The sequence below is a fragment of the Pseudomonas xanthosomatis genome, from assembly GCF_019139835.1.
GTDB lineage: Bacteria > Pseudomonadota > Gammaproteobacteria > Pseudomonadales > Pseudomonadaceae > Aquipseudomonas > Aquipseudomonas fakonensis.
Genome location: NZ_CP077075.1, coordinates 4,035,445 through 4,060,436, shown reverse-complemented (window position 1 = coordinate 4,060,436; position 24,992 = coordinate 4,035,445). Strand labels below are relative to the sequence as shown.

22 protein-coding genes are annotated in these 24,992 nt (G+C 66.1%); all 22 read left to right on the top strand.

Annotated elements, in window-relative coordinates:
- The first annotated feature begins 101 nt into the window (after nucleotides 1–101).
- A complete protein-coding gene (tssA, locus tag KSS93_RS17955; protein ID WP_217885315.1) occupies nucleotides 102–1,664 on the top strand; it encodes a type VI secretion system protein TssA in 1,563 nt (520 codons plus the stop codon).
- A gap of 33 nt (nucleotides 1,665–1,697) precedes the next feature.
- On the top strand, nucleotides 1,698–2,207 hold the full coding sequence (gene tssB / locus KSS93_RS17950; protein ID WP_217838811.1) for a type VI secretion system contractile sheath small subunit: 510 nt from the start codon (nucleotides 1,698–1,700) through the stop codon (nucleotides 2,205–2,207).
- Between the two features lie 27 nt (nucleotides 2,208–2,234).
- Nucleotides 2,235–3,707: a type VI secretion system contractile sheath large subunit gene (gene tssC / locus KSS93_RS17945; RefSeq protein WP_217838810.1), complete on the top strand. Its 1,473-nt coding sequence runs from the start codon at nucleotides 2,235–2,237 to the stop codon at nucleotides 3,705–3,707.
- Nucleotides 3,708–3,719: 12 nt separating this feature from the next.
- Nucleotides 3,720–4,127 carry a type VI secretion system baseplate subunit TssE gene (tssE, locus tag KSS93_RS17940; protein ID WP_217885314.1) on the top strand — a complete coding sequence of 136 codons (408 nt, stop codon included), beginning with the start codon at nucleotides 3,720–3,722 and terminating at the stop codon, nucleotides 4,125–4,127.
- Between the two features lie 11 nt (nucleotides 4,128–4,138).
- Complete coding sequence (locus KSS93_RS17935) at nucleotides 4,139–4,645, top strand: PAAR domain-containing protein (protein ID WP_217885313.1); 507 nt, start codon at nucleotides 4,139–4,141, stop codon at nucleotides 4,643–4,645.
- Entirely contained in the window at nucleotides 4,642–5,523 is an 882-nt protein-coding gene (locus tag KSS93_RS17930) for a hypothetical protein (RefSeq protein ID WP_217885312.1), read from the top strand. The genes KSS93_RS17935 and KSS93_RS17930 overlap by 4 nt, the downstream gene beginning before the upstream one ends.
- Nucleotides 5,524–5,543: 20 nt before the next feature.
- Nucleotides 5,544–5,906 carry a hypothetical protein gene (locus tag KSS93_RS17925; protein ID WP_217885311.1) on the top strand — a complete coding sequence of 121 codons (363 nt, stop codon included), beginning with the start codon at nucleotides 5,544–5,546 and terminating at the stop codon, nucleotides 5,904–5,906.
- Entirely contained in the window at nucleotides 5,903–6,325 is a 423-nt protein-coding gene (locus tag KSS93_RS17920; protein ID WP_217885310.1) for a hypothetical protein, read from the top strand. Before KSS93_RS17925 ends, KSS93_RS17920 begins: the two co-directional genes overlap by 4 nt.
- Before the next feature lie 107 nt (nucleotides 6,326–6,432).
- Nucleotides 6,433–6,648: a hypothetical protein gene (locus KSS93_RS17915; RefSeq protein ID WP_217885309.1), complete on the top strand. Its 216-nt coding sequence runs from the start codon at nucleotides 6,433–6,435 to the stop codon at nucleotides 6,646–6,648.
- 69 nt (nucleotides 6,649–6,717) lie between these two features.
- Nucleotides 6,718–8,505: a type VI secretion system baseplate subunit TssF gene (gene tssF / locus KSS93_RS17910; protein ID WP_217885308.1), complete on the top strand. Its 1,788-nt coding sequence runs from the start codon at nucleotides 6,718–6,720 to the stop codon at nucleotides 8,503–8,505.
- Entirely contained in the window at nucleotides 8,469–9,476 is a 1,008-nt protein-coding gene (tssG, locus tag KSS93_RS17905) for a type VI secretion system baseplate subunit TssG (protein ID WP_217885307.1), read from the top strand. The genes tssF and tssG overlap by 37 nt, the downstream gene beginning before the upstream one ends.
- Before the next feature lie 11 nt (nucleotides 9,477–9,487).
- A complete protein-coding gene (gene tssH / locus KSS93_RS17900) occupies nucleotides 9,488–12,070 on the top strand; it encodes a type VI secretion system ATPase TssH (RefSeq protein WP_217885306.1) in 2,583 nt (860 codons plus the stop codon).
- A 10-nt stretch (nucleotides 12,071–12,080) separates the two neighbouring features.
- Nucleotides 12,081–13,595 carry a sigma-54 interaction domain-containing protein gene (locus tag KSS93_RS17895; RefSeq protein ID WP_437182132.1) on the top strand — a complete coding sequence of 505 codons (1,515 nt, stop codon included), beginning with the start codon at nucleotides 12,081–12,083 and terminating at the stop codon, nucleotides 13,593–13,595.
- A 34-nt stretch (nucleotides 13,596–13,629) separates the two neighbouring features.
- A complete protein-coding gene (locus tag KSS93_RS17890; RefSeq protein WP_217838799.1) occupies nucleotides 13,630–13,767 on the top strand; it encodes a type VI secretion protein in 138 nt (45 codons plus the stop codon).
- A gap of 21 nt (nucleotides 13,768–13,788) precedes the next feature.
- Nucleotides 13,789–14,970: a type VI secretion system-associated FHA domain protein TagH gene (tagH, locus tag KSS93_RS17885; protein ID WP_217885305.1), complete on the top strand. Its 1,182-nt coding sequence runs from the start codon at nucleotides 13,789–13,791 to the stop codon at nucleotides 14,968–14,970.
- 5 nt (nucleotides 14,971–14,975) lie between these two features.
- Nucleotides 14,976–15,467: a type VI secretion system lipoprotein TssJ gene (tssJ, locus tag KSS93_RS17880; protein WP_369986688.1), complete on the top strand. Its 492-nt coding sequence runs from the start codon at nucleotides 14,976–14,978 to the stop codon at nucleotides 15,465–15,467.
- The gene (gene tssK, locus KSS93_RS17875) at nucleotides 15,464–16,798 is read left to right on the top strand and encodes a type VI secretion system baseplate subunit TssK (protein WP_217885304.1); all 1,335 of its coding nucleotides are present in this window, start codon (nucleotides 15,464–15,466) and stop codon (nucleotides 16,796–16,798) included. The genes tssJ and tssK overlap by 4 nt, the downstream gene beginning before the upstream one ends.
- 2 nt (nucleotides 16,799–16,800) lie before the next feature.
- Nucleotides 16,801–17,670: a type IVB secretion system protein IcmH/DotU gene (gene icmH / locus KSS93_RS17870; RefSeq protein WP_217885303.1), complete on the top strand. Its 870-nt coding sequence runs from the start codon at nucleotides 16,801–16,803 to the stop codon at nucleotides 17,668–17,670.
- A 15-nt stretch (nucleotides 17,671–17,685) separates the two neighbouring features.
- A complete protein-coding gene (gene tssM, locus KSS93_RS17865) occupies nucleotides 17,686–21,198 on the top strand; it encodes a type VI secretion system membrane subunit TssM (RefSeq protein WP_217885302.1) in 3,513 nt (1,170 codons plus the stop codon).
- Complete coding sequence (locus tag KSS93_RS17860; RefSeq protein ID WP_404669718.1) at nucleotides 21,195–21,926, top strand: PP2C family protein-serine/threonine phosphatase; 732 nt, start codon at nucleotides 21,195–21,197, stop codon at nucleotides 21,924–21,926. The genes tssM and KSS93_RS17860 overlap by 4 nt, the downstream gene beginning before the upstream one ends.
- Nucleotides 21,923–22,954 carry a serine/threonine-protein kinase gene (locus tag KSS93_RS17855; protein WP_217885301.1) on the top strand — a complete coding sequence of 344 codons (1,032 nt, stop codon included), beginning with the start codon at nucleotides 21,923–21,925 and terminating at the stop codon, nucleotides 22,952–22,954. The genes KSS93_RS17860 and KSS93_RS17855 overlap by 4 nt, the downstream gene beginning before the upstream one ends.
- On the top strand, nucleotides 22,935–24,980 hold the full coding sequence (locus KSS93_RS17850) for a type VI secretion system Vgr family protein (protein WP_217885300.1): 2,046 nt from the start codon (nucleotides 22,935–22,937) through the stop codon (nucleotides 24,978–24,980). Before KSS93_RS17855 ends, KSS93_RS17850 begins: the two co-directional genes overlap by 20 nt.
- Nucleotides 24,981–24,992: the final 12 nt, after the last annotated feature.

Genomic DNA, 24,992 nt, shown 5'->3' with positions numbered 1-24,992 from the left:
GTGCCAGTACTGCCAAGGAAAAAACGGTGTACGGCATTCATTACCACCGCGTTATGGAAGTTGATCGCAACGCGCCCGGTAATTGTTTACAGAAGCCACGGATGACCTATTCAAGCAAGTTGTGCGCACATTATCTCGAGCTGGTGAAAACGCCTGTGCCCGGCGCTGCATTCGCCGGTGAAGACGTGCGTTTTTCCAGTGAGTTCGAGGCGCTGGAAGAAGAGCTCAACAAGGGCCTGGCGATGCACGATGCCGGGCGCATCGACTGGGCCAAAGTGGTTGAAGGTTGCGAGGCACTGCTGCGCGACCAAACCCGCGACCTGCGTATCTGCGTCTGGCTGATCTGGGCCCTGCACCAGCGTGAATCCTTCGTCGGCCTGCTGGCCGGCCTGGGCATGCTGCGCCACCTGTGCCAGCAGCACTGGGCCGAAGTGCACCCGCTCAAGGTGCGCACCCGCAGCGGCGCCTTCGCCTGGCTGATGCCGCGCCTGGAGCTGGTGCTCAGCGACGATGTGCCGGTGAAGGACCAGTTGCCGCTGTTCAGGGCCATGGTCGAGCACCTCGAAGCACTGGACGAAACCCTCGGCGCCCACCTGGGCGATGCCGCGCCCTTGCTGCTGCCGATGCGCCGGCGCCTGGCGCAGAAGGTCCAGCGCGGCGGCGAAGGCCAGCCCGAGCCCGGCAGCGTCGGTGCGGTGGTGGCCCAGGTCAAGCAGGCCGCCACCCAGTTGCTCACCCCCGGCGCTGCCATCGACAACGAAAAAGACGCCCACAAGGCCCTGCGTGGCCTGCAGGACGGCGGCCGGCCGCTGGCCGCCTGGTGGCTCAAGCAAAAAGCCAGCGACCTGCGCGCCCTGCGCCTGAACCGCACCCTGGCCTGGCTGCCGATCGAAGGCCTGCCCGACCGCAATGCCGAGCAGGTGACCGCGCTGCGCGGCCTGCCTGCCGACAAGCTCAGTGATTACCGCCAGCGTTTCGAGGCCGGCAAGTACGCCGACCTGCTGGTGGACGTCGAAGCCAGCCTGGCCCGTTCGCCATTCTGGTTCGATGGCCAGCACCTGGCCTGGGAATGCCTGCAGGCCCTGGGCAGCGACGCCGCCCTGCGCGAGGTAGAGATGACTTTTGCGTTGTTCCTGCAGCGCCTGCCGGGCATCACCGGCCTGCGCTTTCACGACGGCCAGCCGTTCGCCGGCCCCGCCACCCTGGCCTGGATCAGCGCCACCGTGCTGCCGCACCTGCAGGCCCCGGCCGCGGTGCGCCCGCCCGAGCCCAGCGAGCAAGAGCGCCTGCCGGCCTGGGAGCAAGCCCTGGAGGCGGCCCAACCAGTGCTGCGCAAGGACGGCCTGAAGGCTGCCGTGCAGCAACTCAAGCAAGCCATGCAGGCCGCCCAGGGCGGGCGCGAACGGTTTTTCTGGCAATTCACCCTGGCGCGGCTTTGCCACCACGCCAAGAAGTACGAGCTGGCCCGTACCCAGCTCGAATCCCTCGACCGCCAGCTGCACGACTCAGGGCTGGATGCCTGGGAACCGGCGCTGGCCCTGCAGGTGCTGCAGCTGCTGCACAGCAGCTGCGAACTGCTGCCGCAGAACCATGAGGTGCGCGAGCGCAAGGACGAGGTTTACCGCAGGTTGTGCCACCTCGATCTCGAGGTGGTGCTCGATTAGGCCCTCGGGCCGTAACCGCAAAGGAGAAGACCGATGGCCAAAGAAGGCTCGGTAGCACCCAAGGAACGCATCAACGTCACCTTCAAACCGGCCCTGGGCGATGCCCAGGAAGAAATCGAGCTGCCGCTCAAACTGATGGTGCTCGGCGATTTCACCCAGCGTCTCGACGATCGCAAGATCGAAGACCGCAAGCCGATCAGCATCGACAAGAACAACTTCGATGACGTACTGGCCAAGCAGAGCCTGAGCCTCACCCTCAGCGTGCCTAACCGCCTGCAGGACGATGTCGCCGAAGGCGAAGAGCTGGCGGTGAAGATCAAGGTCGGCGCCATGAAGGACTTCAACCCGGCCAACCTGGTCGAGCAGATCCCGGAGCTGAAAAAGCTGATGGAGCTGCGTGAGGCACTGGTGGCGCTCAAGGGCCCGCTGGGCAACGCACCGGCCTTCCGCAAGGCCATCGAAGGCGTCCTGGCTGACGACGAAGCGCGCAATCGTGTGCTCGGCGAGCTGGGCATGGATGCCACCCCGCAACAGGACGCTTGAGCCCGGACCCCATAAGGACGCCACCCCATGAGCACCGCAGCACAGCAAGAAACCCAGGACCTCGCCGACTTCGGCATCCTCGACCAGATCATCGCCGAAACCAGCCTCACCCCTGAAGACGAAGCCTATGGCATCGCCAAGCGCGGCGTGTCGGCTTTCATCGAAGAACTGCTCAAGCCGCAAAACCAGGGCGAGCCGGTCAAGAAGGCCATGGTCGACCGGATGATCTCCGAAATCGACGCCAAGCTCAGCCGGCAGATGGACGAAATTCTCCACAACCCCGAGTTCCAGTCGCTGGAAGCCTCGTGGCGCGGCCTGAAGCTGCTGGTGGACCGCACCGACTTCCGCGAAAACATCAAGGTCGAGATCCTCAACGCCTCCAAGCAAGACCTGCTGGACGACTTCGAAGACTCCCCGGAAGTGATGCAGGCCGGCCTGTACAAGCACGTCTACACCGCAGAATACGGCCAGTTCGGTGGCCAGCCGGTAGGCGCCATCATCGCCAACTACTTCATGTCGCCCAACGCCCCTGACGTCAAGCTCATGCAGTACGTCTCCAGCGTTTCGTGCATGTCCCACGCGCCGTTCATCGCCGCTGCCGGCCCGAAATTCTTCGGCCTCGAAGCCTTCACCGGCCTGCCGGACCTGAAAGACCTCAAGGACCACTTCGAAGGCCCGCAGTTCGCCAAGTGGCAGAGCTTCCGCCAGTCCGAAGACTCGCGCTACATGGGCCTGACCGTGCCGCGCTTCCTGCTGCGCAACCCGTACGACCCGGAAGACAACCCGGTGAAGACCTTCGTGTACAAGGAAGTGGTTGCCAACAGCCACGAGCACTACCTGTGGGGCAACACTGCCTACGCCTTCGCCACCCGCCTTACCGACAGCTTTGCCAAGTTCCGTTGGTGCCCGAACATCATCGGCCCGCAGAGCGGTGGCGCGGTCGAGGACCTGCCGCTGCACCACTTCCAGAGCATGGGCGAGATCGAGACCAAGATCCCGACCGAAGTGCTGGTATCGGACCGCCGCGAGTACGAACTGGCCGAGGAAGGCTTCATTTCCCTGACCATGCGCAAAGGCAGCGACAACGCCGCGTTCTTCTCGGCCAACTCGGTGCAAAAGCCCAAGTTCTTCGGCATCAGTGAAGAAGGCAAGAACGCCGAGCTGAACTACAAGCTCGGTACCCAGCTGCCGTACATGATGATCATCAACCGCCTGGCCCACTACCTGAAGGTGCTGCAGCGCGAGCAACTGGGTTCGTGGAAAGAGCGCACCGACCTTGAAGCCGAGCTGAACAAGTGGATCCGCCAGTACGTGGCCGACCAGGAAAACCCGAGCGCCGAAGTGCGTGGCCGTCGCCCGCTGCGTGCTGCCGCCATCGCCGTCAGCGATGTCGAAGGCGAGCCGGGCTGGTACCGCGTGAGCCTGAACGTGCGCCCGCACTTCAAGTACATGGGTGCCGACTTCACCCTGTCGCTGGTCGGCAAGCTCGACAAGGCCTGAGTGGAGTAGGGCATGAGCGGATACGGCAGCTTGTTCGAACGCCTCGGTGGTGAAGCCGCCGGGCGCAGCGAATACAACCGCGAAGGCGGCGTGACGGCTTCGGTGGCCAGCCACCTGGGCAAGATGCTCAGCACCCGTGCCGGCAGCGTGCAGACGCTGCCCGACTACGGGCTGCCAGACCTGAACGACATGCGCCTGAGCCTGCACGACGCCCTGAGCCAGGCCAAGGAGGCGATTCGCCGCTTCATCGAAGCGTACGAGCCGCGCCTTAGCAATGTTCAGGTGGTTTCGCAGCCGCGCGGCAGCGATCCGCTCAAGCTCACCTTCGCCATCGAAGGCTGGCTGGAAGTGGAGGGGATCCGCCGTGCGGTCTCCTTCACCGCCCATCTCGATGGCAGCGGCAACGTCAAGGTTCGATAAGGAGTTTCGACATGGGCAAACCCGCTGCACGGGTCAGCGACCCAACTGCCTGCCCCATCCCCGGGCACGGCACCAATCCCATCGCGGCCGGCTCGCCGGACGTGATCATCGAAGGCCTGGCCGCCGCCCGCAAGGGTGATGCCAGCGCCTGTGGCGGCGCCATTGTTGGCGGCGTGTCGGCCACGGTCACCATCAACGGCATGAACGCCGCCACCGTCGGTTCGATGGGCAGCCACGGTAACAGCGTCACCGCTGGCTCCGGCACGGTGATCATTGGCGACTCGCACAGCCCGGCGCCGTTCGTGGCGCCTGTGCCGGTGGTCATCCCAGGGGTCTTCAACCAGGCCTTTGAAATCAAGACCGCTGACGGCCAGTCCTTGGCGGGGCTGAGCTACAAAATCGTCTCGGCCAGTGGTGTCGAGAAAATCGGCGTTACCTGTGGGGCAGGCAAGTCGGGTGTGATCAACACTGGCAAGACTGCCGAACCCATCATCCTTTACCTGGCGGGCATGGAATGAGCGAGACAGCAGAGGCCAAGCCGGTCACGGAAACCCCGGCGAACATCGATGGTGCTGCCTATGTGTTCGCCACTACCGAAGATGGGACATTCCTTAAGCAGACCTGCCAGACCACGCCCAGTACCGAGCAGGCACCCAAGCCTTGCCCTGTGCCCAGAGCATGGGTGGTCACCCGCAAACGTGGTGTGCCTCTGTTTGCGGTGCGGCCCAAGGCTGATGAAGATCCGTTCAAGATCATGAGCGCCGATGCGTTGTACGCAAAGGCTGTGCAGTGGTTCGAGCCGCTGGCCGACAACTACCGTGAGCTGATCTGGATGAACCCGGACGCCAGCGCACCAACCTCGACTGCCGGCAAGGCTTTCAAGCATCTGACATGGCAGCAGGTCATCGACTTCGCCATTGTCGATCGGCCCTCACTTTCCTTTGCCAGCTATATGCCTGGCGACTGGAAGCGTAACAGTGAGGGTGGCGCCGGTTTCCTCATGGTCATGATCGAGGGTAAGCCTTTCTGGACTGATGGTGTCGGGCAGATTCCGTTTGCCGTGGACACCTTCCGTATGTACTACGAGGAACAGCGGGGCCAGAACAAGGACGAGGCGATCAAACGGACCATCCAGACCGGCATGGATTACGGCGATGGCAACCCGTTCAACCCCACCTCCGACCCCACCAACGAGTACGACAACTACATGGTCCTGCGGGGAGCGGACTGGGCCAGCCAGAACTTCAAGGCGGTGATTACCCAGCGCATCATCCCTGGTCGTGTGGTGGTAAAGGTCGAGCAGGTGACCACTCAGTACACACCGCTGTCCGATATCCGTCTGCGTAACCCTGCTGATGCTGCAGCGGTCGCCAACTACGGAGTATGGAAAAAATGAAGCTATCGGCTCGAGTCGTCATGCATGCGCTGGCTTGCCTGGCCTTCCCCCTGCTGTGGTCGTGGGGCTATGAACTCTGGACCCACTCGGTGCGGCCGGCGGTGGCGCGAGGCAGCGATCTTGCCCTGGCAACCCTGCTGGTGTTCTACGTCTTCGTTGCGATGAACGTAGTCATGGCGATCATCCCGCGCACTGTTGTGCGCTATGGACTGGCCGCAGTGCTTGCAGTGCTGGTCGCGCTGTATCTGGTGGCGCACCACCCACTGCGCGGGACCTTCCTGGTGTTGTTGAGCGCAGGCCTGAGCTGCGGGGCCATTGCGCTTTCCGTGCCGCTGGGCAGTTTTTTGCAACGCTTCGCCGACCGCAGGAGATCACGGACGTGAAGGCGATTCTTCCAAAGCAACACAGTTTGCGGGCACGTGCCGCGCGGGCGCTGCTTTGGGCTGGGGTGGCTGTCGGCGGGCTGGTTTTGTTGATGTTTGTTGCGTGGTTGGCCGTGCGGCAGATAGCCACCTACGCGGGGCGCGAGTTGGATAGCGTGACCAGCGATGGCGGCGGCTGCGCGCTCAACACTTATACCCGGCGCTACAGCGCTGCCGGTGTGGCCGGTCGTATCGCCTCGTTGTTTGGCAGCAGTTACTACTACCGGGTGTACAGCCGTGACGGTGAACTGCTGGCAACTTCGGAATGGACCATTTGGAAGCGCGAATCCGGTGGTGATATGGCTGCGCATTGGATCAATGGCACTGCGATATACCCCGGCGACGGTTGGGAAGGCTGGAGGCTGCCCCAGTGCAATTAAGTGAGCAGGTGTATCAGTCGTGAGGGCGAGCCCGCCGCGGGAGCGACTTCGTCACAAAGCCGGGCCACATGACAGCAGTACAAACGTTAAAGGACTGAAGGCCCTGAATGGACTACTACCCGCTTTCTGGCTATCTGGCCGTGCTGGCCGACAGCGACCTGTTTGGCAGCCTGGCGCTGTTCAACCTGTGCGTTCTGCTGGCCGGTCTGCAAAGCCGCATACGACGCTCACCGGTCTATCCGGTGCTGTGTGTGCTGGCCATGTCGTGCATGCCGATGCTGCACGCAGCGGATACCTGGTACCTGAACAACAAGGCGGGCTGATGATACTCGGCCAGATCGCCTACCGCGCATGCCTGCGCGCAACCGTCTCTCAACCAAGGTAACCGCCCCGTGTCGTTCAACCACTACTACCAGAGCGAACTCACCGCCCTGCGCCAACTGGGCCGGCGTTTTGCCGAGCGCAGCCCGGCACTGGCACCGTTCCTCGGCCAGAGCGGGCGCGACCCGGATGTCGAGCGCCTGCTCGAAGGCTTTGCCTTCCTCACCGGGCGCCTGCGCCAGAAGCTCGACGACGAACTGCCCGAGCTGACCCACTCGCTGATGCACCTGCTGTGGCCCAACTACATGCGCCCGCTGCCCTCGTTCAGCATGCTGCAGTTCGAGCCGCTGCCCCAGGCCGGCCCTGCGCAAACCGTGGCCCGGGAAACCCCGGTGGAGAGCAAGCCGGTCGATGGCGTGCGCTGCCGCTTCCGTACCTGCTACGCCACCGAAGTGCAGGCCCTGGACCTGGCCGGCATCGACTTTGCGGTCAAGGGTGACGGCGCGGTGCTGACCCTGCGCACCGAGATGAGCTGCGACGGTTTTCTCGCCGAGCTCGAGCTCAAGCGCCTGCGCCTGCACCTGGCCGGCGAGCGCTACATCAGCCAGATGCTCTACCTGTGCCTGCTGCGCAACCTCGAAAGCATCGAACTGGTGCCGTTGGACGCCCACGGCAAACCGTTCTCGCGCATCAACGCCCCGGACCTCAGCTACACCCTGCGCGGCGACAAGGTTTCGCCGGTGGGCTTTGGCGAAGAGCACGCGTTGATCCCGTACCCGCTGAACACCTTCCGTGGCTACCGCTTCCTGCAGGAGTACTTCTCTTTCCAGGACAAGTTCCTGTTCGTCGACCTCGAAGGCCTCGAAGCCCTGGCCGCGATCCCGGAAGACCTGCAAGAGCAGGTGCGCGGCGTGGCGATCCGTTTCAACATCCGCAAGGGCGGCATCCAGCGCCTGCGCCCGAGCCTTGAAAACATCAAGCTGCACTGCACCCCCATCGTCAACCTGTTCCGCCACGATGCACTGCCGATTCGCCTGGACGGCAAGCAGGACGAGTACCTGCTGCTGCCGGCCGAATACGACCTGAAAAGCTGCGGTGTGTTCGCCGTGGAAGGGGTGATCGGCTGGTTGCCGGGCGGGGTGGGCTACCGCAACTACGTGCCGTTCGAGTCGTTCGAGCACGACCCAAGCTTCGACGTGAAAGAGAGCAGCCCGCACTACAGCGTGCGCCAGCGCAGCTCGCTGCTGCACGAAGGCATGGACACCTACCTGAGCTTCGGCATCCGCCAGACTCAGTCCCACGAGACGCTGTCGATCGAGCTCACCTGCACCAACCAGAACCTGCCGCTGCGCCTGCGCGAGGGCGACATCTGCCTGATGGCCGAAGGCACCCCGGAGTTTCTGCGTTTTCGCAACATCACCGCCGCCACGCCCAGCTACGCGCCGCCCATCGGCCGCGACTTTTTGTGGCGGCTGATCAGCAACATGTCGCTGAACTACCTGTCGCTGGCCAACGTCGAGGCGCTCAAGGTGATCCTCGAAACCTACGACCTGCCGCGCTACTACGACCAGCACGCGGAAAAGGTCAGCAAGCGCCTGCTCGGCGGCCTGAAAAAAGTGCGCCACGAGCACATCGACCGCCTGCACAAGGGCCTGCCACTGCGCGGCCTGCGCACCGAACTGACCATCGACCCGGAAGGCTACGTGGGCGAGGGCGACCTGTTCGTCTTCGCCTCGGTGCTCAACGAGTTCTTCGCACTCTACGCCAGCCTCAACTCGTTCCATGAGCTGAGGGTCAAAAGCACGCAAGGGGAGGTGTACCAATGGACACCACGTATGGGCATGCAGCCCCTGCTCTGAGCGGGCTGGCGCGTTACATTCGCGAATACTCGCTGTACCAGGCGGTGCTGCTGGTGGTCGACCGCCTGCGCGAGGACAGCCCCTGGCTCAGCCAGGAAGACCTGTACGAGCGCCTGGAGTTCGAGGCCAACCCGAGCCTGGGCTTCCCGGGCAGCGACATCGACCGCGTGCAGTTCTTCCACGAACACGGCGAGCTGCGCGCGCGCCTGCGCCTGAACCTGGTCGGCCTGGTGGGCGCCAGTTCGCCGCTGCCGGCTTTTTATGGCGAGCAGGCGATTGGCGACGGCGACGACGGCAACCCCACGCGCCAGTTCCTCGACCTGTTCCACCACCGCCTGCAACGCCTGATGCTGCCGATCTGGCGCAAGTACCGCTACCACGTGCGCTTCGAAACCGGCGCCACCGACCCGTTCTCGGCGCAGTTGTTCGCCCTGATCGGCCTGGGCGGCGAAGCCATTCGCCAGGCCGGCGAGCTGAACTGGCGGCGCCTGCTGCCGTACCTGGGTTTGCTCAGCCTGCGTGCCCACTCCGCGGCGCTGATCGAGTCGGTGCTGCGTTACTACTTCAAGCACGAAGACCTGGTGATCGAGCAGTGCGTCGAGCGCCGCGTGGTGATTCTTGAAGAAGAGCGCAACCGCCTGGGCCTGGCCAACAGCCTGCTGGGCGACAACGCGGTACTGGGCGAAAGCGTGCGCGACCGCGGCGGCAAGTTCCGCATTCACGTCAACCAGCTCACCTGGGAGCGCTTTCACGAGTTCCTGCCCATCGGGCCGGGCTACCAGCCTTTGTGCGCACTGGTGCGTTTCACCCTGCGCGACCCCCTGGACTACGACCTGCGCCTGGTGCTCAAGCACGAGGAGGTTCGCGAGCTGCGCATCGGCGAAGACAACGCCTGCCGCCTCGGCTGGACCAGCTGGCTCGGACACGAACGCGCCGACGGGGTTGTCACCCTCGGCAGCCGGATTCATTAAGGACCAATGAAATGATCAACGTCGATTTGCAACAGCTCATCAAGGCGCTGGACGCCGAAACCCGCCGCGACCTCGAAGGCTGCGCGCAGCGCTGCGTCAGCCGTGGCGGCAGCAAGATCCTCGTCGAGGACCTGCTGCTGGCGTTGCTGGAGCGCCCCGAAGGCCTGCTGGCCAAGGCCCTGCAGGACGCCGAGGTGGATGCCCAGGTGCTGGCCGCGGCGCTGCAGCCGCTGCCCGAGCACAGCGCCTCGCGCAACCCGGTGTTTGCCCCGGAGCTGGTGCAATGGCTGCAGGACGGCCTGATGGCCGCAAGCCTGGAGCTGGGCCAGAGCCAGATCGACCAGGCCGCGCTGATTCTGGCGCTGCTGCGCAACCTGGTGCGTTACGCCGGCAGCCGCTACCAGCCGCTGCTGGCCCGCATCGACGCTGCGCGCCTGCGCGAATACGCCCTGGCCCAGCGCCCCGAGGCCGCCCCGGGCAAGCCGGCTGCGGCAGGTGGCGAGTCGCTGCTGGCCAAGTTCACCCACAACCTCACCCAGCAGGCCCGTGACGGCAAGCTCGACCCGGTGCTGTGCCGCGACGGCGCGATCCGCCAGATGGTCGACATCCTTGCCCGCCGGCGCAAGAACAACCCGATCGTGGTCGGCGAGGCCGGGGTCGGCAAGACCGCCATCGTCGAAGGCCTGGCCCTGCGCATTGCCGCCGGCGAAGTGCCAGAGGCGCTCAAGGGCGTCGAGGTAGTGGCCCTGGACATGGGCCTGCTGCAGGCCGGTGCCAGCGTCAAGGGCGAGTTCGAGCGTCGCCTCAAGGGCGTGATCGACGAGGTCAAGTCGGCGCCCAAGCCGATCATTGTGTTCATCGACGAAGCCCACACCCTGATCGGTGCCGGCGGCCAGGCCGGTGGTGGCGATGCCGCCAACCTGCTCAAGCCAGCCCTGGCCCGTGGCGAGCTGCGCACCATCGCCGCCACCACCTGGGCCGAGTACAAGAAGTACTTCGAAAAAGACCCGGCCCTGGCCCGGCGCTTCCAGCCGGTGCAACTGCACGAGCCCACCGTGGGCGAGGCGGTGACCATCCTGCGTGGCCTGGCGCCGGTGTACGAAAAGAGCCACGGCATCTACCTGCGCGATGACGCCGTGGTTGCCGCCGCCGAACTGTCGGCCCGCTACCTGGCCGGCCGCCAACTGCCGGACAAAGCCGTCGACGTGCTCGACACCGCTTGCGCCCGGGTACGCATCAGCCTGGCCGCCGCCCCCGAGAGCATCGAGCGCCTGCGTGGCGAGCGCGCCGAGGGCGAGCGCCAGGTGCAGGCCCTGCGCCGTGACGCCGAGGCGGGTCTTTCGATTGACCACGACGCACTGCAAGCGCTTCAGACTCGCCTGGAGCAGGCCGCCGGCGAGCAGCAGGCCCTCGAGGCGCTGTGGCAGGAACAACGCAGCCTGGCCGAGCGCCTGCTCGACCTGCGCCAGCGCCTGGCCAAGCCACCGGTGGATGATGAAAGCTTCGATGCCGAGCAGTGCCAGGCCGAACTGCTTGAGGTGCATGGCGCCCTGACCGATGCCCAGCAGCGCGAGCGCCTGGTCAGCTTCGAGGTGTGCCCGCGCCTGGTGGCCGAGGTGATCAGCGCCTGGACCGGCGTGCCCCTGAGCCAGCTGGCCCGTGAGCACAACGCCAAGGTAATCAGCTTCGCCGACGACCTGCGCCTGCGCATCCGTGGCCAGGAGCAGGCGGTGCATGCCTTGGACCGCTCGATGCGCGCCACCGCCGCCGGCCTGAACAAGCCCGATGCGCCAGTGGGTGTGTTCCTGCTGGTCGGCCCCAGCGGCGTGGGCAAGACCGAGACCGCCCTGGCGTTGTCCGACCTGCTGTACGGCGGCGAGCGCTTCCTTACCACCATCAACATGTCCGAGTTCCAGGAGAAACACACCGTTTCGCGCCTGATCGGTGCGCCGCCCGGCTATGTGGGTTACGGCGAAGGCGGCATGCTTACCGAGGCGGTGCGCCAGAAGCCGTATTCGGTGGTGCTGCTGGACGAGGTGGAAAAAGCCGACCCCGACGTGCTCAACCTGTTCTATCAGATCTTCGACAAGGGCGTGGCCAACGACGGTGAAGGGCGCGAAATCGATTTTCGCAACACCCTGATCCTGATGACCTCCAACCTTGCCAGCGACCGCATCAGCCAGCTTTGCGAAGACGGCCAGCGCCCCTCGGCGCAGGACCTCGAAGCAGCCATTCGCCCGGCGCTGAGCAAGCACTTCAAGCCGGCCCTGCTGGCGCGCATGCGCGTGGTGCCGTACTACCCGGTGGGCGGCCCGGTGCTCAACGAACTGGTACAGATCAAGCTTGGCCGCCTGGGCGAGCGTCTGCAGCGCCGCCAGCTGGGCTTCAGCCACTGCCAGGCGCTGGTCGAGCACCTGGCCGAGCGCTGCACCCAAAGCGACAGCGGCGCGCGCCTGATCGACCACCTGATCGACTCGCACCTGCTGCCGACCATCGCCGACCGCCTGCTCGATGCCATGGCCAGCGGCGAACAACTGACCCAGGTGCACGCCACCCTGGACGGTGACGGTGGTGTGGTCTGTGAGTTCGGCTGAGATGAGCGCCTTGCTCGACCACAACCCGCAGCCGCCGGGCTACGCCGAGCAGCTGCTGGCCGCGTTCGGCGCGCTGGCGCAGGCGGCGGAGCAGGGCGCGCTGCTGGGCGCCTTCGCCCGCCAGGCCTGCGCCCTGAGCGGTTGCGAGCTGGCCCAGGTGTACCTGCTTGATGCCGGGCACAGCGCCCTGGGGCTGAGCGCCGAGTGCCTGCACGGTGAACTGCGCGCTGCGGACGGCTCGGCGCTGTCGGCCGACTACCACGGTGATGAACTGCTGCAGTTCAGCCTGTGCCAGAACCGCGTGCTGTGCCTGGACTCGCTCGGCGACGGGCTGTATTCGAGCAGCTTCTTGCCGGCCAGCGGCGATACCTGGCGCAGCCTGCTGTGCGTGCCGCTTAGCACGGCAAGCGGCGAGGTGGGCGGCCTGCTGATCTGCGCCAGCCCGCGGGCGCTGGAGCTGCAACGCTTTGCTGATGCCCTGGCGCAACTGGGCCGCTTCGTGCTCGGCCAGATCGGCCTGCTGGTGCGCCTGAGCGGCGGCGCTGTGCTGGCCGCGCCAGCCGACAACAGCGTGTGCCCCAGCGACTACGGGCTGATCGGCACCAGCGACGCCATGCGCAAGACTTACCAGCTGATCGGCAAGGTGCTGCACAGCACCTACACCGTGCTGCTGACCGGCGAAACTGGCACCGGCAAGGAAGTGGTGGCCCGCGCCCTGCACGAATGCGGCCCACGCCGCAGCAAGAGCTTCATCGTGCAAAACTGCGCGGCCTTCCCCGAAGACCTGCTGGAAAGCGAGCTGTTCGGCTACCGCAAGGGCGCCTTCACCGGCGCCGACCGCGACCGCGTGGGGCTGTTCGAGGCGGCCGACGGCGGCACCTTGCTGCTGGACGAGATCGGCGACATGCCGCTGGCGTTGCAGGCCAAGCTGCTACGGGTGCTGCAGGAGGGCGAAATTCGCCCGCTGGGCGGCAACGATACGCGCAAGATCGACGTGCGCATCATCGCCGCCACCCACCGCGACCTGGCGGCCATGGTTGCCCAGGGGCAGTTCCGCGAAGACCTGTACTACCGCCTGGCGCAGTTCCCCATCAGCTTGCCGCCACTGCGCGAGCGCGGCGACGACGTGCACCTGCTGGCCCGGCATTTCGTCGCCAAGGCCTGCAGCTTCATTGGCCGTGGCCCGCTGAGCTGGTCGCAGTGCGCGCTCGGGCACCTGGCCGGTTATGGCTTTCCCGGCAACGTGCGCGAACTCAAGGGCATGGTCGAGCGTGCGGTGCTGCTGTGCGAGGGCGCCGAGCTGCGCGCCGAGCACTTCGGCGCCCGCGAGCAGGCCCCGGCCGAGCCGGACAACCTGCACCTGCGCGATTACATGGAGCGCGTCGAGCGCGCCTACATGCTTGGCTGCCTGCGCCGCAACAACGGCAACCAGACCGTCGCCGCCCGCCAGCTGGGGCTGCCGCGGCGCACCCTGCTGTACCGCATCGAACGCCTGAACATCGACCTGAGCGAGTTCCAGGCATGACCCACGAATACCTGACCTGCAGGGAGACTTCCTGATGCCTTCACGTCCATGGCTGATAGCCGCCGGGCTGCTGGTGCTGCTCGGCCTTGCCGGCTGCAACGGCAACTACAAGTTCAACGATGACCAATACCGGCCCCTGGGTGAACCCCAGGTGGTCAATCGCGGCCGATAACCGCAAGGAGTGCACAGACACATGGAACTCGTGCTCGAGATTCAGAACACCCGCCAGCTGATACCCCAACATGCCCGCACCTGCCTGTTCGGCGCCGACGGCGGCACCATCGGCCGGGCCAGCGATTGTGAATGGACCATCCCCGACGGCAAGAAGCACCTGTCGGGGCACCACGCGCGGGTCAGTTGCGAGCGTGGCGTCTTTTACCTCACCGACCTCAGCCGCAATGGCGTGTTCACCGGCTCCGGCGTGCAACTGCCGCGCGGCGAGCCGTTTCGCATCGAGCACGACAGCGTGTTCCGTCTGTGCGACTTCGAGATCCGCGCGCGCCTGGTGCGCGAGCCGGCGCGCTTCGACGGTGAAATCGGCCGGCCGACCGCTGCCGGCAGCATCATCCCGGACGACGCCTTCCTCGACCTCGACCCGCTCAACGCCTTCAAAGCGCCAGCGGGTGCCGACGATGCCTTCGCCAGCGCCTGGCGCGAGCCGGCGCAGCGCAGCGACGCGGCGCGCATCGACACCGAGAACCTGATCGTGCCGGAGCTGGTGCCGGAACCTGTGGCCGCACCGGTATACGAAGCCCCGGCGCCGAGGGGCGAGGGGGTGTCCGAGCAGTTCTGGGCGCGCTTCGGCCAGGCCCTGGGGATCGACCTGCAAGCCCTTGACGGCCCGGCCCGCGAGGCCCTGGCAGTGAAGGCCGCCGGCCTGCTCAACCAGAGCATCGCCGGCCTGCAGCAGAGCCTGCGCACCCGCAGCGACCTGAAGAACGAACTGCGCCTTGGCCACACCACCGCCCAGCAGAGCAGCCGCAACCCGCTGCGCCAGGCCGGCGACAGTGGCCAGGCGCTGCGCCTGATGCTGCAGCCGGGCCAGGCCGGGCAGGGTAGCGCCGAGCAAGCGCTGGCCCGGGGCTTTCGTGACCTGCAGGCGCACCAGGTGGCGCTGCTGGCCGGCAGCCGCGCGGTGGTGCACAGCACGCTTGAGCACTTCACCCCGAGCCAGTTGAGCCTGCGTTTCGAGCGCGAGCGCGGCAAGCCGCTGGTGGCTACGTCTGGCAGCCGCTGGCGCGCCTTCCAGCGCTACCACCAAGCCCTGAGCCTTGACGACGACTTCGTCGAGCGCCTGCTGGCCCGCGATTTCGCCCAGGCCTACGAAGAGCAGGTGCGCCTGATCGCCACCCTGCACAGCGAACACGAAGGATGAACCCCATGACCTGCCTCAAGAACCTGGCTACCGCCCTGGGCCTGCTGTTGCTGGCCGGCTGCTCGGCGCTGTCGCCGTACTCCACCCAGACCAAGCTGCAACTGACCCTGGACAGCAACGAGCACCTCAACCTCGACGTCAACGGCCGCGCCTCGCCGCTGGTGCTGCGCCTGTACGAGCTCAAGCACCCGGTGGCGTTCGAGAACGCCGACTTCTTCAGCCTGTACGAGCGCGGCAAGGACGTGCTGGCCCAGGACCTGGTCAACAGCGAAGAGCTCGAGCTGCGCCCCGGCCAGACCATGGACCTCAAGCTCACCGTCGCCGGCACCAGCCGCTACGTCGGGGTGATGGCCGCCTACCGCGACATCACCGACACCCAGTGGCGCTACGTGATCACCGTGCAGCCCGAAGAAATCACCCGCATTCAGCTGGTCCTGGACCAGAACGGCATCCACGATGCCGCCCAGCCCGTCGCCAAGGTGGATGACCGCACATGAACATGGACAAAGTCATCTGGCAGGAAGGCATGCTGCTGCGCCCGCAGCACTTCCAGCAGAACGATCGCTACTACGACAACCAGATGAAGTCGCGCACCCAGCTGCTGGGCCGCTACAACTGGGGCTTCCTCAGCCTGGAAATCGACCTGCAGTTCCTCAACATGGGCAAGCTGGTGGTCAGCCAGGCCTCCGGCGTGCTGCCCGACGGCACCCTGTTCAACCTGGAGAGCAGCGCCGAGCCGCTGGCCGTGGACGTGCCGCCGAACATCACCAAGTTACCGGTGTACCTGGCCCTGCCGCTGGTCACCGGCGGCCACATCGAAGCCCGCCGCGCCGACCAGCCCGACGTGCTGGCGCGCTACACCGCCTATGGCCTTGAAGTGTCCGACTCCAACGCCGGCGAAGACGCCAGCAGCCAGGTCAGCTGCGCCCGCCCGGACTTCCGTCTGCTGCTGGGCGAGCAGCAGAACGACCAGGCCTACGTGAAGCTCAAGGTGTGCCTGATCAACGACACCTCTCCCGACAGCGTGATCACCCTGGACAGCGATTTTGTACCGAGCTTCGTCGACAGCCATTCTTCGCCCTACCTGCTGTCGTGCCTCAAAGAAGTGATCAGCATCCTCGACAACCGTGGCGACATCCTCGCCGACCGCATCCGCGCCAACGGCAAGGTCGGCGGCGCCGAGGTGGGCGACTTCCTCATGCTGCAGCTGATCAACCGCACCAGCTTGCTGCTGCGCCACTACATGGGCGTTGAGCAGGTGCACCCCGAAGAGCTGTACCGCACCTTGCTGACCCTGTTCGGCGACCTGTCGGCGTTTTCCAGCGACAGCAAGCGCCCGCGCAACGACAGCCGCTACGAGCACAGCGACCAGGGCGCGAGTTTCCGAAAATTGATGGAGTCGATCCGCCAGGTGCTGTCGATGGTGCTCGAGCAACACGCCATCGAGATGGCCCTGCAGGAGCGCCAGTACGGCATTCTGGTCGCGCCGCTGCACGACCACCAGTTGCTCGGCCGCGCCTCGTTCGTGCTGGCGGCCAAGGCCAACTGCGACACCGAAGAGCTGCGCCACCGCCTGCCCACCCACCTCAAGGTCGGCCCGGTGGAGCACATTCGCCAACTGGTCAACCTGCACCTGCCGGGCATCAAGGTGCGCCCCATGCCGGTGGCGCCGCGGCAGATCCCGTTCCACTCGGACAAGACCTACTTCGCCCTGGACTTCAGCGCCGAGGACCTGGCCCAGCTCGAGCGCTCCGGCGGCTTCGCCTTCCACGTCTCGGGCGAGTTCTCCGAGCTTGAACTGAAATTCTGGGCCATCAGGAACGCATGAGCATGATCAGGGATATGGAGTACAGCCAGGACGACCGTACCGTCCTGCTCAACCAGCACGGCGAGCGGCCCAGCCATGAGCCGCTGACCGACTTTGCCCGGCCGCCGCGCTACGAGGACCTCGAAGAGCGCATGGTGTATGCCTCCAGCCGGCGCCCGGAGCAGACCTTCAACATCAGCCTCAACCCGCTGGTGTCGGCCGCCTCGCCGTTGCTGTCGGCGATCATCGATATCAAGTCCCGCGCCGAGGCCAACAACCTCAACACGCTCAAGACCAGCCTGATCGAGCACCTGCGCCATTTTGAAACGCGGGCGCTGGAGGAGGGCGTGGACCACGGCGAGGTGATGATGGCGCGCTACGTGCTGTGCACCGTCACCGACGAAGCGGTGGTGACCACCAGCTGGGGCAACGAGAGCGAGTGGTCGAGCATCAGCCTGCTCAGCAGCTTCCACAACGAAACCTTCGGTGGCGAGAAGTTCTTCCAGCTGGTGGAGAACATGGGCCGCAACCCGATGAAGCACCTGGCCATGCTCGAGCTCATGTACATCTGCATGTCGCTCGGCTTCGAGGGCAAGTTCCGCGTGCAGGCGCGCGGCAACATCGAGCTGGATGCCATCCGCGACAGTGTTTACCGGCAAATCCGCCAACTGCGTGGCGACGTGCCGCGCGAGCTGTCGCCGCACTGGGCCGGCCTTACCGACACCCGCCGCAGCGTGGTGCGCATGGTGCCCTGGTGGCTGGTGGCGGCGTTCACCGGCATTTGCCTGGTGGTGATGTTCTCGGGCTTCGCCTACGTGCTGGGCGGCAAGCGCGAAGCGGTACTGCAGCGCTACCAGCCGGCCGACCCGGTCGTGGTCCAGGCCAAGTCGTAATTTCAGGGACGTACAATGAAAAACTTTTTCCGCAAGACCTGGGCATTCTTGACCAGGACCTGGGTCTGGACCCTGCTGCTGGTGCTGCTGACCGCGCTGCTGGTGTGGTTTGTCGGGCCGCTGCTGGCGATTGCCGACAACAAGTTCTGGGAAGAATCCAGCCCGCGCCTGCTGACCATCGCCGTGCTGTTTTTGCTGTGGGGCCTGTTCATCGTCTTCGCCAGCTGGCGCGGTACCGTGCGCAAGAAACAGGTCGAGGAGAGCGAAGTCGGCCAGGCCGACCTGGCCCGCCGCGCCGCCATCGAAGAGGCCGAGCGCACCCTGCGTGCGCGCTTCAAGGATGCCCTGCGCACCCTCAAGACCTCCAGCCTGTACCGTGGCCGCAGCGAGCGCTGGCGCAACGACCTGCCCTGGTACCTGGTGATCGGCCCCGAAAAGGCCGGCAAGACCAGCCTGCTGGACTTTTCCGGGCTGGAATTCCCGATCAACAAGGTCGAGCGCAAGCTCAGCCGTGACACCAGCAGCACCGCCTACTGCGACTGGTACTTCGCCGACAACGGCGTGCTGCTGGACACCAGCGGCCGCTACACCGACCAGAACGACCCGGAAGTGGACGGCGCCGGCTGGGCGACCCTGCTTGGCCTGTTGCGTTCGCGCCGCCGCACCCGCCCGCTCAATGGCGTGCTGGTCAGCGTGCCGGTGACCACCCTGCTGGGCGGCGATCGGGAAAAGATGGTGGCGTTGGGGCGCACCCTGCGCAACCGCCTGCAGGAGATCCAGCAGCAGCTGCACGCCGATGTGCCGGTGTACCTGGTGCTGACCAAGGCCGACAAGATCGTCGGCTTCGATGCCTTCTTCGACCAGCTCTCGCGTGAAGAAAGCGAGCAGGTGCTCGGCGCCAGCTTCGGCAAGGGCCAGAAGGGCACCGACGTGGCCGTGCTCAACCGCGAGTTCGAAGACCTGCTGTCGCGCCTGAGTGCCCAGGTGATCATGCGCATGCACCAGGAGCGTGACGCCAACCGCCGCGGCCTGATTCTCGACTTCCCGCTGCAACTGGGGCAGGTGGGCGCCAACCTCGGCATGCTGGTGGACGCCGCCTTTACCGGCAACCGCTACCAGCGCGCCAGCACGCTGCGCGGCTTCTACTTCACCAGTGCACCGCACACCGACGCCGCCGGCGCAGTGGACGCCAAGGGCCAGCCGCTGCCGGTGACCCACAGTGGCCGCACACGCTTCATCTACGACCTGATGACCAAGGTGATCTTCCCCGAGGCCGCCCTGGCCGGCCTGGACAAGCGCGAGACCAACCGCATCAACTGGGGTCAGCGCGCCCTGTATGCCGGCGCCCTGGGCTGCATGGGGCTGTTCGGCCTGGTATGGGCCGGCAGCTTCTCGGCCAACGACGGCAACCTGGAAAAACTCAAGGACCTGGCCGACCGCCACGGCCGCCAGGGCGCGGCATTGACCGCCCGCGACGACGCCATGGCAATCCTGCCGATCCTCGACAACCGCTACGCCGCCACCCAGGTGTTCCCCGACTCGGGCGATGCGCCCTACGCCGAACGCGGCGGCCTGTACCAGGGCGGTGAAACCAACCCGGTGCTGCTCGAAGCCTACAACCGCGAGCTGATCGAGCAACTGCTGCCGCGCGTGGCGCAAACCCTCGAAGGGCAGATTCGCAGCAGCATGGGCAACCGCGAACGCCTGCTGGCCAGCCTGCGCGCCTACCTGATGCTGAACATGCCGGACCGCCGCGACAACGCGCTGCTCAAGGAATGGATGGCCACCCAGTGGTCGCAGCGCTACCCCGGCAACACCCAGCTGCAAAACCAGCTGAACACCCACTACGAACGCCTGCTGGCGCTGAGCTTCAGCCAACCGCTGAACGACCCGCTGGTGGAACAGGCGCGCCAGGTGCTGCGCCGCGAGTCGCTGGCCGCAGTGGTGTACCGCGTGCTGCGCGAGCAGGCCCGCAGCCTGCCCGAGTACCGCCTGAGCCAGCACACCGGCCCCCAGGGCGCGGTGTTCGTCGGCACCGACTACGTGATCCCGGGCTTCTACACCCAGCGCGGCTACCAGCAGTACTTCATGGCCCAGGGCGCAGGCCTGGTGCAGGATATCCTGCGCGACAACTGGGTGCTGGGCGAGGGCGGCAGCCTCAGCGGCATGGACATGCGCAAGCTGCTGGTGGAGCTTGAGCAGCTGTACTTCAACGACTACGCCAACTACTGGAGCGAAGCCATCGGCCAGGTGCGCCTGGAAACCTTCACCAACGCCGAAGAAGGCGCCAACCAGCTGGCCAGCCTGACTGCTGCCAACTCGCCGCTGCTGCAGATGCTGGCCGAAGTGCGCGAAAACACCCGCTTCCCGGCCGTGGCCGACGCCGCCGAGGCCGCCGGCGCCGCTGCCGAAGCCGCGCAACAGGCCGGTGGCAAGCTGGGCAAGGTAGCCGCTGTGGCCGCCGCTGCCGCTGGCCCCGCCGGCCAGGCCCTGGCCAAGCGCCTGCCGGACACCTCGCGCAAGGCCCTGGAGCGGCGCTTCGAGCCGCTGCACCGCCTGCTGGATGACGACAACGGCCCGACCGCCGACCTGGGCCCGGTGCTGCAGGCGCTGAACGACCTGCAACTGCAGCTGTTGGGCCTGGCGCGTTCCAGCCAGCCCGAGCAGGCCGCCTTCGAAGTGGCCAAGGGGCGCATGGCCGGTAACCAGCGCGACCCCATTAGCACCCTGCGCAACAGCGCCAACCGCCTGCCACGGCCGGTGGGTGGCTGGTTCTCGACCCTGGCCGAAGACAGCTGGATGCTGGTGCTGGACAACAGCTACGAGTACGTCAACCAGCGCTACGAAACCCAGCTGTACAGCTTCTACAGCAAGACCATCGACGAGCGTTACCCGTTCCACGCCCACAGCAGCAGCGATGTGGCGCTGAACGATTTCCGCGAGTTCTTCAAGGGTCAGGGCATCGCCGACCGCTTCTTCGACACCTACCTCAAGCCGTTCGTGATCGGCGAGCCGGGCAGCTACCGCCTGCGCGCCGTGGATGGCCGCAGCCTGCCGGTGTCGCGCGAGTTCCTCGAGCAGATGAACAACGTGCAGACCATCCAGCGCGGTTTCTTTGCCGACAACCCCAACGAGCCGCAGGTGCAGTTCAAGCTTGAGCCCTACACCCTGGACTCCACCGTGGGCCGTGCCGAGTTCCGCTTTGGCGAGCAGCAGATGGTGTACCGCCACGGCCCGATCGTGCCGATGGCCTTCAAGTGGCCCACCGAGGCCGATGACGGGCGCACCAGCCTGGCCCTGGAAGGCCTGAACGGCAAGTCGATGGTGCTGGAGAAAAACACCGGCCCATGGTCGTTGTTCCGCCTGTTCGACCTGATGCAGACCGAGTACCAGAGCGGCCGCGACGTGCTGATGATCAAGGCCAATGTAGGTGGCATGCGCGCCAACTACCTGGTGCTGACCCAGCGTTCGCCCAACCCGTTCGACCTGAGCGCGGTGCGTAACCTGCGCATGCCGGTGGCGCTGTGACCGTGGTGGCGGGGCGCTGGCGCAGCGCCGGGCGTACCGACCCGGGCAAGGTGCGCGAGCGCAACGAGGACGCCTACCTGGACCGCCCCGAGCGCGGCCTGTGGGTGGTGGCCGACGGCATGGGCGGCCACCAGGCCGGTGACCTGGCCAGCCAGATGGTGGTCGAGGCCCTCGACGGCCTGGCTCTGGACGGCAGCTTTGACGAGCAGGTGCTGGCGGTACGCCAGTGCCTGCACTGGGTCAACCGCCGTCTGGGCCAGGCGCTGACCGTGGTCACCGGCCGCGCCGACCCGATCATGGGCAGCACCGTGGTGGCGCTGCTGGTGCACGAAGGCCGCGGCGCGTGCATCTGGGCCGGCGACAGCCGCTGCTACCTGTGGCGCGGCAAGCGCTTGTTCCAGCTGACCCGCGACCACTCGCTGCGCCAGCAACTGATCGACGAGGGCCGCTACAGCGCCGAGGAAGCCGGGCAGCAGCCCGGCGCCCACGCCCTGACCCGCGCCCTGGGCGGTGACGAAACCCTACGGTTGGAGGTACTGGAATTCATGGTGGTGCCTGGCGATACCTTCTTGCTGTGCAGCGACGGCCTGTACCAGAGCCAGAGCGACGAAACCCTGGGCAAGGCGCTGAGCCAGGGCCAGCCGCCGCGGGCCCTGGAGTACCTGTTCGACAACGTGATGCAGGGCCGCGCCTCGGACAACCTCACCGGCGTGGTGGTGCGCCAATGAACGCCGCCGAGCTGCTGGGCGGCGCCAGCGACCACCTGGGCTACTTCGCCAAGGCCGCCGAGGCCGCCAAAGCGCCACTGGCGATCACCGCCGCGCCGCTGCCCGGCGTGCTGCCACCGGTGCTGAACGGGCGCTACAAGCTCGAAGGCCTGCTCGGTGCCGGCGGCATGGGCATGGTCTACCGCGCCCGCGACCTGCTCGCCGAGCAGCACGGCGAGCCCGAGCCCATGGTGGCGGTCAAGCTGCTGCGCGATGACGTGGCCGAGTGCCCCGATGGCGCCGCCTTGCTGTACAGCGAGTACGCGCTCACCCGCCACCTGCCGCACCCCGGTGTGGTGCGGGTGCACGGCTTTGAGGTGGACGCTGCCAGCCAGCAGGCGTTTTTCAGCATGCAACTGCTGCGCGGCATGCCCCTGGACCGCCTGCTGTGCGAGCAACCCCTGGGCCTGGCCTGGGGCGAGCTGCGCGGCATCGCCTTGGGGCTGCTGGAGGTGCTGGCCTTCGCCCACGGGCGCGGCGTGCTGCATGGCGATATCAAGCCCAGCAACCTGATCCTCGGCGAGCACGGCGTGCAGCTGTTCGACTTCGGCCTGGGCCAGGCCATGGACGGCGTGCTCGAAGGCCTGGCCAAGCTCAGCCGCCAACGCATCAGCGCCTGGACCCCGGCCTACGCCGCACCCGAATTGCTCGACGGCGCACCGCTGTCGCCTGCCAGTGACCTGTTCGCCGCTGCTTGTGTGATCTACGAGCTGGCCGGCGGCAAGCAGCCGTTCGGCCGCGACGGCGCCCAGGCCATGCAGGCGCAGCACGCCGAGCAGCCGCTGGAGCGGCCCGCCAACCTGCCAAAAAATGTATGGCCAGCCCTGCGCCAGGCGCTGGCGCTGGAGCCTGCGGCGCGCCAGCCCGGCGCCCGGGCATTGCACCAGGCCCTTGCGACCCCTCGCGTTTCGCTATTGCGCCGTTGGTTCGGCCACCCCAAAGGACACCTTACGGACAGGGAGAGCCCTCATGTTCAACCCCAGCAATGAAACCCACTTCAGCCTCACCCTGGAAGACTGCGACGTCGACTTCCAGGTGCTGTCGTTCACCGGCCGCGAGGCCGTCAGCCAGCCGTACCGCTTCGAGCTGGAGCTGGTCAGCGAGCGCCCCGACATCGACCTGGAAAGCCTGCTGCACAAGCAGGCTTACCTGGCCTACGACCCCGACGGCAACGGCATCCACGCCCAGGTGTACCAGGTCGCCCAGGGCGATTCGGGCAAGCGCCTGCACCGCTACCGCGTAGTGCTGGTGCCGCACCTGGCGTACCTGGCGCACCGCACCAACCAGCGCATCTTCCAGCAACTGACCGCGCCGCAGATCATCGCCAAGATTTTCGAAGAGCACGGCCTGCAGAGCGATGCCTACCGCTTCAGCCTCGGCACCCCGTGCCCGGTGCGCGAGTACTGCGTGCAGTACGACGAGTCCGACCTGCACTTCGTGCAGCGCCTGTGCGAAGAGGAGGGCATGCACTACCACTTCGAGCACAGCCGCGAAGGCCACCTGCTGGTGTTCGGCGACGACCAGGCGTTCTTCCCCAAGCTTGGCCAGCCGGCTGCCTACGTGCAGGACACCGGCATGGTCGCCGACGAGCCGGTGATCAAGCGTTTCAACGTGCGCTTTGAAACCCGCACCAGCCGCGTCAGCCGGCGTGACTACGACTTCGAGAAGCCGCGCCTGCTGATGGAGGCCGCCTACAAGCCCGACCAGCCGAGCATCGATGAACCGGACCTGGAAGACTACGACTACCCGGCCGGCTTCACCGACCGCGCCCGCGGCAAGCAACTGAGCCAGCGTGCCCTGGAACGCCACCGCGCCGACTATCGCCTGGCCGAGGGCCGCGGCGACGTGACCCGGCTGGTCAGCGGGCATTTCATGGAGCTGTCCGAGCACCCGCGTGTGGAGTGGAACGACCTGTGGCTGCTGACCGAGGTGCACCACGAGGGCAAGCAGCCGCAGGTGCTGGAAGAGTCGGTGACCAGCGACACCACCGATGACAAGGACGACTTCCACCAGGGCTACCGCAACCGCTTCTTCGCAACGCCATGGGACGTGTTCTACCGCCCGCCGCTCAAACACCCGAAACCCCAGGTACTGGGCAGCCAGAGCGCCGTTGTCACCGGCCCCAAGGGCGAGGAGATCTACTGCGACGAATACGGCCGGGTGAAGGTGCAGTTCTTCTGGGACCGTGAAGGCAAGGGCGACGAAACCACCAGCTGCTGGCTGCGGGTGTCGTCCAGCTGGGCCGGCGAGCGCTATGGCGGCGTGGCCATCCCGCGGGTGGGCATGGAGGTGCTGGTGACCTTCCTCGAAGGCGACCCCGACCAGCCGCTGGTCAGCGGCTGCCTGTACCACGCGGTCAACCCGGTGCCTTACGAGCTGCCGATGCACAAGACCCGCAGCACCTTCAAGACCCTGAGCAGCCCCGGCGGTGGCGGTTTCAACGAACTGCGCATCGAGGACAAGAAGGGCCAGGAGCAGATCTTCGTGCACGCCCAGCGCGACTGGGACCAGAACATCCAGAACGATCAGAAGATCCACGTCGGCAACGAGCGCCATGACCTGGTGGTAGCCAACAGCTATAGCAAGTTCCAGTCCGAAGAGCACCGCACCACAGTGGGCGACCGCAAGACCGAGATCAAGGTGGACGACCACCTGACCGTGGGCAACAACCAGCACGTGAAAATCGGCACCTCGCAACTGGTGGATGTGGGCAGCGAGATCCACATCAAGGCTGGTGACAAGGTGGTGGTCGAGGCCGGGCTTGAGCTGACGGTGAATGCCGGCGGCAGCTTCATCAAGCTCGATGCCGGCGGGGTGACCGTGGTGGGCGCGCAGATTCTGCTCAATGCCGGCGGCTCGCCGGGCAGTGGTAGCGGCATTGCGATCAAGCCGCCGGTGTTGCCGGGCGCTGCGGATACCGACAAGGCGGGGGCGGTGATGGAGACGGCGTTGGTCAACCCACCGGTGGAAAAGCTTAAGAACAAACCCAAGCGCATGATCAATTTTTCGGGTTGATGGACAAGGATC